General features: G+C 59.0%; 6 protein-coding genes. 2 read left to right on the forward strand and 4 right to left on the reverse strand.

The annotated features are described in order from the left end of the window. Nucleotides 1-18: 18 nt before the first annotated feature. The 4 genes from G536_RS0115635 to G536_RS0115650 form a co-directional block, all read right to left on the reverse strand. Nucleotides 19-3,411: a DEAD/DEAH box helicase gene (locus tag G536_RS0115635; protein WP_022824549.1), complete on the reverse strand. Its 3,393-nt coding sequence runs from the start codon at nt 3,409-3,411 to the stop codon at nt 19-21. Between the two features lie 106 nt (nt 3,412-3,517). Continuing rightward, entirely contained in the window at nt 3,518-4,294 is a 777-nt protein-coding gene (locus tag G536_RS0115640; RefSeq protein WP_022824550.1) for an NIPSNAP family protein, read from the reverse strand. A gap of 87 nt (nt 4,295-4,381) precedes the next feature. Continuing rightward, complete coding sequence (locus G536_RS0115645; RefSeq protein ID WP_022824551.1) at nt 4,382-5,428, reverse strand: N-acetylmuramoyl-L-alanine amidase family protein; 1,047 nt, start codon at nt 5,426-5,428, stop codon at nt 4,382-4,384. Between the two features lie 76 nt (nt 5,429-5,504). After that, a complete protein-coding gene (locus G536_RS0115650) occupies nt 5,505-7,181 on the reverse strand; it encodes a glycoside hydrolase family 43 protein (RefSeq protein WP_084708686.1) in 1,677 nt (558 codons plus the stop codon). A gap of 684 nt (nt 7,182-7,865) precedes the next feature. On the opposite strand from G536_RS0115650, the gene G536_RS0115655 reads away from it, so the two are divergent. Together G536_RS0115655 and G536_RS0115660 are read left to right on the forward strand one after the other, a co-directional pair. Beyond that, nucleotides 7,866-11,153 (forward strand): SusC/RagA family TonB-linked outer membrane protein, encoded by a 3,288-nt coding sequence (locus G536_RS0115655; protein ID WP_026880245.1) that lies wholly within the window; start codon nt 7,866-7,868, stop codon nt 11,151-11,153. A 21-nt stretch (nt 11,154-11,174) separates the two neighbouring features. Next, nucleotides 11,175-13,007, forward strand: a complete 1,833-nt coding sequence (locus G536_RS0115660) for a RagB/SusD family nutrient uptake outer membrane protein (protein WP_022824554.1) — start codon at nt 11,175-11,177, stop codon at nt 13,005-13,007. The last annotated feature ends 89 nt before the right edge of the window (nt 13,008-13,096 follow it).

Raw genomic sequence — 13,096 nt, forward strand, 5'->3', positions numbered from 1 at the left:
GCTACGAATTGTGTCCGATTAGCTCAGCAGCGCCAGCAACTCTTGCTGCGTTAGGGACTTGATGAGGGTGGCGTCGGTTTTGACGAGGTCCTGCGCCAGTTCGCGCTTGGCTTCTTGGAGCTTCATGATTTTCTCCTCAATAGTATCGGGGCAGATGAGACGGACGGCTACCACGTTTTTGGTTTGGCCGATGCGGTGGCTCCGGTCGATGGCCTGGTTTTCCACGGCGGGGTTCCACCACGGGTCCACGAGGTACACGTAGTCGGCTTCAGTGAGGTTGAGGCCGGTGCCGCCTGCTTTGAGGCTGACCAGAAACACCCGCACCGTGTCGTCTTGCTGAAACCGGTTGACAACTGCCGCGCGGTTTCTGGTTTGGCCGGTCAGGTACTCGAAGGTGATATCGGCGGCTTGCAACTCTTCCCGAACTAGGTCGAGCATGGTCACGAACTGCGAGAAAACCAAGATTTTGTGCTGTGGCGCCCGGCTGCGAATTTCTTCCAGCAGCGCTTCCAGCTTGGCAGATTGCTGGCCGTAGCTTTCCTGATCGGGGAGTAGGGCGGGGGAGTTGCAGATCTGGCGCAGCTTGGTGAGGCCTTGCAGGATGTGCATGCTGTCCTTGCCGGGCAGGTCGTCGCGCAAACCCAGCAGCATATCGTGGAATTCTTTGCGGCAAGCCTCGTACACTTGGCGCTGCTCGGCGCCCATTTCGCAGTAGAGCACCATCTCGGTTTTGGCGGGCAGCTCGCGGGCCACCTGGGCTTTGGTGCGGCGGAGCACAAACGGGCTGATTTTGCGTTGCAAGGCCCGCGCCTTTTTCTCGTCCTTGAACTTGTCGATGGGGCTGCCGAAGATGTCGGTGAAGTGCTGCCGGCTACCTAATAAGCCGGGGCAGGCAAAGGACAGCTGCCCGTACAAATCGAACGTGTTGTTCTCCACCGGCGTACCCGTGAGTGCCACCCGGTTGCGGGCTTGCAGCAGGCAAGCCGCCTTGTAGCGCTGCGAATCCGGATTTTTAATGGCCTGCGACTCGTCCAGAATCACGTAGTTGAAAGCGTATTCCTTAAGATGCCGAATGTCGGCAACCATGGTACTGTAAGTGGTCAGCACGATGTCGAAGCCGTCATACTCGTGGGCAATTAGGCGGCGGGCGGTGCCGTGCAGCACGTGCACGCGCAGGGTGGGCGCAAATTTCTGCACCTCGGCCTGCCAGTTGAACACCAGCGAAGTCGGGACGACTACCAGATTAGCAGCGGAGTAGCCTTTGGCGCGCTGCAACAGGAGAAACGCTAATATCTGCACGGTCTTGCCGAGGCCCATATCATCGGCCAGACAGCCGCCGAAGTTGAACGAGTCGAGGAAATTCAGCCAGTTTACGCCCTGCTGCTGGTAGTCGCGCAGGGTAGCGCGCAACTCAGGCGGCGGGGCTACCGGCGCAATACCGGTGAAATCGGCTACGGCGGCTTGGTAAGCGGCCAGGCGCGCCTGGGCGCTGGCGGCCAACGCTTCGGAGTCGTAGAGCTCCTGAATGGTGGTAAAGCTGACGCTCGGCGTGCGGATTTTGTCGTCAACCAACGTGCCCGCCGCGAAGTAGCGGGTGAACTTGTCGAGCCATTCCTGGGGCAGAATCCCGCGCGTGCCGTCGTCGAGGCGCACGTACCGGCTCTTGTTGCGGATGGCCTGGTGCACCTGCCACAACGAAGCCTGCTGCTTGCCAAACCGCACCCGCAGTTGGGTGTCAAACCAGTTGGTTTCGCCGGTTACGCGCACCGAAATACGCGCCCGGTTGGAATTCAACGTGTTGTTCTTGAGCTGGTTGAAACCCAGTACGGTAATCTGCTCCTGCTGCCAATCCTCAAACGCCGCCAAAAACCATTCTTCGTCCAGAAACTGCGTTTTCGGTACGTACAGGTAGTCTTGCCGCAACTGCTCTTGAAACTCGGGCCGCTGGCGCAACAACGCCCCCAGAAACTGTAGCTCCGCCGTTTCGTCCCGCTCCAGCGCAAACGTGCGGCCTAGCTCGTCGGTGCCCAGCAGCTGCCGCCTGCTCAGAATCGAGACTTCCTGCGGACCGTAGCGCATCACCGGCAACAGCTCCACTTGCTGGCCGGCATCGGAGAGGTACAGCAGCCGCTCCGGGGGCTGGCTGTAGCCGCTGCTGATAAGCTGCTGGGTGGTAGCTGGCCGGGCGTATGAGTAACTGACCAGGATGCGGTTTTCCAGGTTGGCCAGCACATCTTGCCGGAACTCCTCGAACTTGCTTTGGTGAATTAGCAGGGTGTTGTTGCGCTGCTTGAAAAACTCGATAACCCGCCATACTTCCAGGTCCTCAATCAAATACAGGGCCTCGTTGGCCGCCACAAAATACTCGTAGCGCACTGTCAGGGTCTTCAGTTCCACGGGCTGGTCGTGGAGCAGCAGGTGGCCGGCCACTTCATAGAACTCGCCCTTCAGGTTCACTTGCAGCCGCAAATCGGTAGGGGCGGTGCGCACCGTGAGCAGCTTGAGTGACGCCGCCGTCAGCTTGTCGGACACGGCCGGCAAGTGGGCGAAGTAGGGCAGGCCGGCTGGGTTGTGCAGGATGGCCCGCAACGCCTCCACCGACGCGGCGGAGCGGGTATCGTCGTAGTTGTTTTGGAAGCGGGCCACGCCGGTATAGAACTTCAACTCGGCCGCGTCATCGAGTTGCCAGATGGTATCCAGCGGGTTGAGCGGTGTTATTGGGTTCTTGAGTTTGCCGGTGGTCGTGCGAGTGGCTTCGGCCAGTTGCACCGTGAGGTGACCGTAGTACTTGTGCTTGCTGAAGACGATAATGTGCTGGTTTTCAGAGTCCGAAGCTGCGGGGCGCCGCTGTGGTGCCAGCTGCCCAACCAGCTCCTGCTTGGCGGTGGCCGTGAGGGCAAACAACCCGGCCTGCCGCGGTGTCACCAGCACCGAAGGCCGGGCATACGTCAGTTCGAAATAGTCATCTAGGTTGGGGGCATCTTCTAAGCCATATTCGCGGGCGGTGGCTTGCAGCAACTCCCGCCGCTGCCGGGCATCGAAGAATAAGCGTAGTTCCGGCCGCCTTAAAATGTCGAGCAACACCTGCGTCTGATGCGCGCACAAGCTGGTTTTAAGCGCCGAACAAGGGCAGGTCAACAGTACACCCTGAACCAACTGTTCCACCATTACCGTCGGAAACTCACTCTCCCCCGGTGCGGGTATGGAGCTGGTAAACCGGCCGTAGCTCAGCGTAATGATGTCGGGCTGGATAGCAGTCAGCGTCCGAGTCGGGGCCACAAACTGCGCGGCGCTGTGCTGTAGAACATCTGCACTGCTCAGCGCCGCAATAGTAGCGCCAGCCAGCAAGTAAGGCTGGGGCTGCGGGTCATTTTCTGGCTCGAAAGAAAGGGTATCCGGGGTGTGCGGCATGCTCGACTACTTGCGTGCCGGCAAGGTAGCGCCAAATGCTGCACTAGGCGAAACCCGGCTGCCTTACACAATGCGCACAAGGCTAGACCGGCGGCAGTATAACCTGCTAATAATCAGAGTAAGTGGCCGGGTACAGAAACTGCTGCTCGTTTTTGGAAACATTGTTTTGATACTCCGGCATGGCCGACAGCTTCTTCCACTCCGGGTCTGCGCCGAAGGCCTTCCAATGAGCGTCGCGGGCGGCCTGATTTTCAAAAGTAGTCAGGTACATCAGGTTGGGCATGTGGCTGCCCGCCAGCACCCGACCATAGAACACGGCGTTGAACCCCAGGCGCTTGAAGAGCCCGATTTCGTTGCCTTGCACAAACATCTGGACCTTGTTGAGATGGATTTTTTCGGTTGGGCTTTCGTAGCTGCGCAACTCGTACACCCGCTCGGCCCGCGGGCCTTTCAGCGGCGGCTCTTGCAGCCGGAGCTTGTCATCCATAGCCTGGATCTGAACTACTTCCAGGCGGGCATACGGCGGGTTGTTGTAGGCGGCCGTCCAGTACTGAGTGGCACGCTCGAAGCTTTTGTCTTGCTCCAACTGGTCCGTTACAGTGGAAAGCTGGCCGTAAGACTTAAAAGGCACCAGCACCATAATGCGGCGGTCGGCGGCTGTATCGTTGCCGATGGGCTTGAATACCCCCACTTTCTGAATGCCCAGCTTGTGCAGGGCGGGCAGGTAGGTGTCGCGCAAAAAGTTGTCTACCCGGTCTTCCTGCTGCTTGTTGTTCAAGTGGTAAATCCTGAGCTGATACAGTTCCCGGTCGGCGGCCTGAGCTAGGCGGGCCGGCACGGTTAGCAGCACCAGGGCAAGCAGGAAGAATAGGTGGGCTTTCAAGGACCTGCGCAGTGTGGGTTGAGGCTTCATAGGATGGGGTTGGCTGGTAGCATCTGCAATACGGGAAAGCGCCGGCCACAGCTACCCTTACCGACTCCGATAATCAGCCAGAATGCCCTCGTACATCCAGTTGGCCATGGCTTGCCGGTTGTCGGGTAGCAGGAAGCGGCGCTGGTCTTTGGCGTTACGGATGTTGCCCAGCTCCATAAACACGGCCGGGGCCCGGCTGTTGCGCACCACGTACAAACTATTGCGCACCGACACCGTGCCGGAGTACGGCCGGTTGGGCTGGGCCCGCTTGTAGCGGGCCGTAAACATCTTGTGGATGTTCTGGGCCAGCCGTTTGCCAACCGCGCTGTTGGAGTTGTGGTAGAAGAACACGTCGATGTTCTTGCCTTCGCTGCGGCTGTCCACGTGCAGCCCCAGAAAGCGCTGATACGCGCCTTTATGTCTTGGGTACAGCGCATTCACGGCATTGATGCGCTGCCGCAATCGGGCCAGCTGGTTGCGCGGAATCGGCTGGCTGGGATAGGTTACTTCGTCGTAATCAGGCAGCAGTACGGCTTGGTCGCGGATACCGTCGTTGGGGTCCCGGATGATGAGGTACACTAGCGCCCCATGCATGTAGAGCACCCGCGCCAGCCGTAGCGTCACATCGTAGGCGTACTCGTCCTCGGCCAAGATGTGGCTGCCATACTTGCCCATGGCGCCGGGGTCGGGGCCGCCGTGGCCCGAGGACAGGTAGAACACCGCCCCGCGCAGCAGCCCATCGGAAGGCACGGCCCCATAGTTTTTGCCGAAGAAGCTAGTCAGGGGCAATACCACTTTCTTGGGTACGGCAGCGGCCACCTTGCCCGTGGTGCGCGGCTTGATGGGGCGCACGGCCGCCACGGGGCGGCGCATCAGTGGCGGCAACTGATATCGGCGGCCGGCCACCAGGGTTTTGTTTTTGCCCAAAGTCGCCCGGTTCAACGCCAGAAAGGCCCGTTGGTAGGTGGCCGGCGCCAAGCCATGGCGGCGCAAAAGCGTGTAGGTATTGTCGCCGCGCCGCGCTACTACTCGCCGGTATATGGCTTGGCTGAATGCAAGAACAGAAACCAGAAAGAGCAGCAGGGAGAGGACGGCAGTACGCAAAAGCAGCAGCGAGTAGGGAAGTGCAAAAAGCTATTCTATACGGCAAGAGTACAAAAAAAGCGCAAGTCTGCCCAAGCTACTCGATGTGGAACCAGTCAATATCGGCGTTGCCGGCATCGTTGAACTTGCTGGTGCGTGAGCAGAACAAACCGACTTTGGCACCAATCCACTTGCCTTCCCGCGCCTGAAACTCGGTGCCCAATGGCTGAAAGGTCTGTCCGTCGAGGCTGTAGCTGAACTGGCATTTGGCGCCTGGCTTCACGGCTACGCGCAGATAAAGGGGCTGCTTGGCCTGGGCAACCGGCACTTCCACCGGAGCCGTGGTGGTTTCGGGCGCCAGCTTGTCGGCATTCTGGCAAACCGTCTGGCTGAGTTGCAGCTTGCCGCCTACATTGCTGAGTGAGAGGTAGGCGTAGTCGAGGCCCATCATCATCAATCCTACTTTTTCGCCTTCTATCCGTGGGCTGAAAGTGAGCTTGGTGGTAGCCGTAAATACGTCGGCGGGCAGCTTTTGCAGCAGCAGATTGGGTACCTGCCAGTAGTTCTTGAAGTTGTCGGGCAGCAGCACCGAGTACATGCGCAGGTAGCCTTGGGGGCCGTTCTGGTAGGCCCAATAATCCTGCGGATTAGCATGCCACTGCCACTGCGGGCCCAGTGCGGTACCCGAAAACTCGTCGGAGGTGAGAGGCGTAGCCAGGGGCTGGGCTTTGGCCTTCACGCGGGGCTTGCGGTAGGTGAGCACCGGCTGGCCTTTGCCGTCGCCATCAGGGTCTTCGCCAATCACGGGCCAGTCGTTCTGCCACTTCATCGGCTGCAAGTGCACTACCCGGCCGTAAGGGCCCTGATCCTGAAAGTGCAGAAACCAGTCTTCGCCGGTATCAGTGTCCACCCACGCGCCCTGGTGCGGCCCGTTGATGGGCGTTTTGCCCTGGTCCATCACAATTTTCTCTTCGTAAGGCCCATACACATTCTTCGAGCGGAGCACCAGCTGCCAGCCCGTAGGCACGCCGCCGGCCGGCGCAAAAATGTAGTAGTAGCCGTTGCGCTTGTAGAACTTGGGGCCTTCCAGCGTGGGGTGCGCTGCGTGCCCGTCAAACACCAGCGCATCGTCGCCGGTCAAACTCAGGCCGTCGGAGGCCATGGGGCTCACGGCCAGAATGGTTTTGATGCCGGCCCGGCTGCCCGCAAAACCGTGTACCAGATAAGCTCTGCCATTTTCGTCCCACAGCGGGCAGGGGTCAATCCAGCCAGTCGCCTGCTTGACGCATACTGGCGTAGACCACGGCCCCGCTGGATTTTTGGCCTTCGTAACGAAGATACCCAGGTCTGGGTCGGGGTAGTAGATGTAGAATTCCTTGTTGTGGTAGCGGATGGCCGGCGCCCACACGCCGTTGCCGTGCTGCACCTGCTGGTAGCGCGCCAGCGGGGGCTGCTGCTTGAACACCGAGCCGATGATGGTCCAGTTTACTAGGTCTTTGGAATGCAGAATCTGCAAGCCCGGCACGGCATTGAAGCTCGACGAAGTTAGGTAGAAGTCGGAGCCCACTCGCACGACGTCGGGGTCGGAGTAATCGGCGTAGAGTACTGGGTTTTTGTAGGTTCCATTGCCCAGGTCTGGCACCCACACCTTCGATAAGGCCGTGGGCGTTTGCGCTGTTGCTGGGGCGTTGCCAAAGAGCAGTGCTGAGGCTAATATCTGCCAAGACCATCGGGGTATAGTGCTTATCTGCCGAACAATACGGGCTGACCACATAGGCTGCATGCAATAAAAGTAAGGGGATATCGAAAGCAAAGAAGTAGTGCATTTCGACGGTAAAGTAAGACTACTTTCCTGATATGTACTATTTGTGCATTCAACTAAACCAAGGAAAAACCGCAGGTGGCCGAGTGAAAGAGGTACTGAATAGGTGTAAGCCTGATAGAGAAAATACCCTGCGTTGCTCAAAGTAACAGACCCGATGTGGATAGTGTAGTAAGTAACAGGTAATGAAGCTTGTAATGCAAATTTAGCCCCTTGTTGACGCTGCAAGTCACTTCTTTCATGTTGAAAGAAAGATAGTTTTTGCAGGGAAAAACTAGGAACAGCAAGGGCTTACTTACTTGCTGATATAGCATGGGAACGTTCCCGGAAACGTTCCCGGTACTAAATTCCGGGTTATCCTTGATTCATAGAAGAGTATTATTAATCTTTCCTTCATATTCCGCTATGTTCGTGCGTCACAACAAGCCAGCTAGCACTGCTTGCTTACTGTATTCCGGCTTTCTGATTTTCAAGTTCCGGCAGCCATTTTTGGTTGCTTTCGCCAGAAACAGGCCGCCGAAATTACACCCAGCTAGCCCTCCTGTAAACAGGCAGCGGTGGTAGCGTGCCACTAGTGCCCGGCCGCTATCTGCTCGACCTCTCCGCCAAAATTTCCCACCATTCCTATCTAACGCAATGAAAAAACGTTTACTCCTGCTGGGGCTACCCCTTTGCAGTACGGCTGTGCAGGCGCAGCAGGCGCGCACCATTCAGGGTACCATTACCTCAACGGAGCGTAGTGAGTCTTTGCCTGGCGCTACGGTGGTGGTAAAAGGTACCACCCTAGGAGCCAGCACTGATGCCGACGGCCGCTTCAGTTTGACGCTACCCGCCAGCACCACCGGCGACGTGGTGCTGCGTATCAGCTCCATCGGCTTCATCTCGCAGGACGTGGCAGTGGATAAGGGTCAGACCAGCATCCAGGTGAAGATGGCGCCCGACAACAAAACCCTCGATGACGTAGTGGTTATCGGGTTTCAGCCGGTGCGGCGGGAGGATTTGACCCAGGCAGTTTCGTCGATTAACGCCCAGCAGATCAAGGATATACCCGTCAACTCGGCGGCAGAAGCCTTGACCGGCCGGCTGGCGGGTGTGCAACTCACTTCCTCGGAAGGTACGCCAGGCGCCGACGTGCGTATTCGGGTGCGGGGCGGCGGCTCTATCACCCAAGACAACTCGCCGCTGTACGTGGTGGATGGCGTGCAGCTGGAAAACGCGCTGTCGGTTATTTCGCCCCAGGATATTCAGTCGGTGGATGTGCTGAAGGACGCCGCTGCCACTGCCATCTACGGGGCCCGCGGCGCCAACGGCGTCGTAATCATCACCACCAAAAACGGGATTGAAGGCCGCACGGCTATTACCTACAACGGCTTTGCCGGGGTGCGGCAGCTGGTGAAAAAGCTGGACGTGCTCCGGCCCGGCGAGTTTATCGACCTGCAATACGAGCGGGCCGCCCGCAGTAGCGCCGATCTGGCCAACTTCCGCGGCGCCTATGGCTCGCGCAACTACACCAGCGACACGCTGGCGCTGGCCCGGCAGTCGCCTTTCACCGATTGGCAGGACGAGGTGTTTGGCCGCGAAGCCTTCCAGCAAACCCACAACCTCACGGTGTCGGGCGGGGGCAAAGGCACGACCTACTCGCTGAGCTTAACCACCAACCGCGAGCAGGGCATTCAGCTGGCTTCTGATTTCCAGCGCAAGCTTCTCAACTTCCGCCTCGACAACAAAGCCACCGACAAGCTGCGCATCGGCTTCAACGTGCGCCTCAACGACCAGGTGATAGAAGGCGCGGGCACGGCCAGCGGCGGTTTGTCCAGCTCGTCGCGGCTGCGCAACACGGTGCAGTACCGGCCCTTCACCGAAAACTTAGGCACGGGCATCGTGCTCGACCCTACGCAGGAAGACGAGGAATACTACATCCTGAGCGGCGGCAACACCGGCCTGATCAACCCGATTGTGCTGGCTAACTCGGAGTACCGGCGCGATAAGCAGCGGCTGGCCAACTCCAGCGCCTACGCCAACTTCAACTTCACCAAAAGCCTGAGTCTTCGTTCCACGTTTGGGGTGGACTACCGTGTTACCCGCGCTGAGTCGTTTAATAGCAAGGTGACAAGCGTGGCGCGCCAGAATGGCAACCAGCCTACAGCGGGTATCAATACGGGTACTCAGTTGACGCTCAACAACTCCAACGTGCTGAGCTACAAGATGCCTACCAAAGGCAAGCACTCTTTTGATGCGCTGCTGGGCCACGAAGTATACCAAACGCTGAACAACTCGCTGAACATTTCGGCGTTCTACCTGCCCACCGACATTGCGCCGGAAAAGGCGCTGGCCAACTTCAACCAGGCCCAGGCACCTTCTAGCTTCATTCAACCCTCACCCACCACCAACGAAGACCCCAACCGCATTCTGTCAGGCTTCACGCGGGTGAACTACTCCTACAACGACCGGTACCTGTTCACGGGAACCATGCGGGTGGATGGCTCCTCGAAGTTTGCGCCCGGCCGGCGTGTGGGCTACTTCCCGGCGGTAGCCGTGGCGTGGCGCCTCTCGCGCGAGAAGTTTATGGAGCCGCTGACTATAGTGTCGGACCTGAAGCTGCGCCTGAGCTATGGTTTGGCCGGCAACAACCGCATTGATAACAACCGGTTTCGCGAAACCTTTATATCGAATGGCGTGGAATACGCGCTGGAAGGTGGCCGCACCCCCGGTTTGGCAACCAATGCGCTGGCCAACATCTATTTGAAGTGGGAAACCACTCAGTCGCGCAACTTGGGACTGGATTTGAGCATGCTCAACAACCGGTTCCAGCTCACGGCCGATGCCTACTACAACACCACCTATGACCTGCTTCTGCCCCAGCCCGTACCCGTTACCTCGGGCTACAATACGCAGCTGCGCAACATTGGCGAAACCTCGAACCGCGGGATTGAGCTGCAACTCAGCGGCACGGTTATGCAAACGCCCGATTTCACCTGGACGGCCAACTACAATATGTCGTTCAACCGCAACCAAGTGGAAAGCTTAGGCGGCCAGCCCTACCTGCCCGGCATCAACTCCGGCTGGACCTCTGATACCGGCACCGACTACTACGTGACGCCAGGACGCGCCGTGGGCTTGATGTACGGCTATGTAACCGACTTTGATAATGGCCGCAATGGCTTTTATACCGTTAATGACTTTAACGCCACGCAGGCCGCCGATGGCACCTGGAATTACGTGCTGAAATCAGACGTGGCCAGCAACAACGGGGTGGTAGCCGATAATACCGGTACTTCGGTGGCCGGCGTGATTCAGCCCACGCCTGGTGCCATCAAGTTCAAGGATTTGAACGGCGACGGGGTGGTGGACACCAACGACCGGACTGTTATTGGCAACGCCAACCCCAAGTTCACGGGCGGCCTGAACCAGCAGTTCACTTACAAAGGCTTCGATGCCAGCGTGTTTGTGAACTTCGTGTACGGCAACGACATCTACAACGCCAACAAGATTGACTTCACCAGCGGCTACAACGCTAACCAGAACGTGCTGGGCATCATGCGCGACCGGTGGACCAACATCAACGCGGAAGGCAACGTGGTGACGGAGCCAACGGCGTTGGCCGCGCTCAACGAAAACGCCAAAATCTGGCGCCCCACCCGGGGCCGCTATTTGCTGCACTCGTGGGCCATTGAGGACGGCTCGTTCCTGCGCATCAACAACATCACCATCGGGTACACTATTCCGAAGGCGGTTACGCAACGCATCAAGCTCAACACGGTGCGCTTCTACGTGACAGCCAACAACCTGTACACGTTCACCAACTACTCGGGCTACGACCCCGAGGTGAACACCCGCCGCGGCACCCCGCTCACGCCAGGCGTTGACTACGCAGCGTATCCGCGCAGCCGGGCCTTGTTGGTTGGCCTGAACCTTTCCCTCTAAAATTCCCACCCGCTATCCAATATGAAACGCTCATTTTTCCGGCCGGCGCTGGCTGCCGCCATCCTGGCTACGCTCACGGCCACTTATTCCTGCAAAGACTACCTCGACGTAAACCCCGATTCGGCCTACATTTCCGACGACGTGTTTAGCAGCGTGGCCAACGTCAACAGCGCCGTAATTGGGGCCTACGACCCGCTTTCCGGCGACAATGGCTACGGCGTACGCCTCTCCACTGGCTACCCTTCCGACACTGATGAGGGCCAGAACCGCGCCGGAGCCGCCGATGGGGGCAGCCGCGACATCAACCGCTACCGCGTAACGCCGGGTACCACCGAGCTGATTGCGCCTTTCACTACGCTGTACCAGGGGGTGGAGCGGGCCAACATCTGCATCAAGAATATTCCGCAGATGGAGCTCTACAAAACCGGTAGCGCCGCCGACCAAAAAGCCCTGCGCCGCATGCACGGCGAAGTGCTGGCCTTGCGGGCGCTGTACTACATGGAAATCGTGCGCAACTGGGGCGACGTGCCGGCCCAGTTCGAGCCTTCCTCAGCTTACGCCGACCTGAACCTGCCGCAAACCGACCGCAACGTTATCTACGACCAGATTCTGGACGACTTGGCGCTGGCCTCGCGGCTGCTGCCGTGGCGTCGGGAGTCGGATGCCAACGCCTACGAGCGGTTCACGAAGGGCGCGGCCAAGGCCATGCGGGCTCGGATTGCGCTGGCCCGCGGCGGCTGGCGCGCCAATGCTCGCACCGGCCAGATGGAGCGCCCCACCGACTATCTCAATTACTACACTATGGCCCGGGCCGAGTGCGACACGCTGTTGCGCAACCGCAGCCAGCACACGCTCAACCCCAGCTACGAGGCCGTGTGGCGCAACATCAACGAGCTACGCTTCGACACCCAGTACGGCGAAATCATGCTGGAAGTGGCTATGGGCTCCGGCTCAGCGGCTTCCGACAGCAAGCTGGGCTACAACAACGGTCCACGCCTGGATGTGGCCTCACGCTGGGGACAGGGTGGCGGCTCGTACACCATCAACCCCAACTACTTCTACGCCTTCGACTCGGTGGATACCCGCCGCGACGTAACCGTGACGCTCTACCAAACCGTAGCGGCCACACCTAACACCCAAACCAGCACCACGCTCAACGCCCTGCGCGACGGCAAATTCCGCCGCGACTGGCGCGTGCCGCTGCTCCCAGGTTCGTCGCAGACGCTGGGCTTCAACTGGCCGATTATCCGCTTTGCCGATGTGCTCTTGATGTTTGCGGAAGCGCAGAACGAACTGGCTGGCCCAAGCGTGGCGTATGGTGGCGCTACGCCGGTGCAGGCGCTGGAGGAAGTGCGCCGCCGGGCCTATCCGGCTGCCCGCTACGTGGCCTTGCCCACCGCTCAGGTAGGTGCCAAAGCCACTTTCTTCAACGCCCTGGTGAAAGAGCGTTTGCTGGAGTTTGGCGGGGAAGGAATCCGAAAGTACGACCTGATTCGGTGGAACCTGCTGGGTGCTAAAATCACTGAAGCCAAAGCCATCCTTACCGATATGAAGAACGGCGTGGGCATCGGGGCTACTGTTCCGCTGTATGTGTACGGCTACGCTGTGAACGACCAACTGCGCTACGCCCGTTCGCTTTACCGGCCAACCACCCTTACCGCCAGCACTTACACAGTTCCGGGTACCACTACCGTAGCTACCCGTTTCAACTGGCGGCAGTCCTTAACGGGGACTTCCACCTTCATCGACCTGCTGGCCGCCAACTACGTGCCTAACTCGGGGGATGAGCTGCTGGCTTTCCCGCAAACCGTAGTGGATACCAATCCCAATCTGAAGCAGAATTTCGGTTACTAAGTGAAAAACAGAACGGTGTGCAATGGCCGTGGGAATCCGGAGTACCGTTCGGGGCAGTTTCGTAAGATGCAGACGGCATTCTACGGGGC

This window comes from Hymenobacter norwichensis DSM 15439 (assembly GCF_000420705.1).
In the GTDB taxonomy this organism is placed as follows: Bacteria; Bacteroidota; Bacteroidia; order Cytophagales; family Hymenobacteraceae; genus Hymenobacter; species Hymenobacter norwichensis.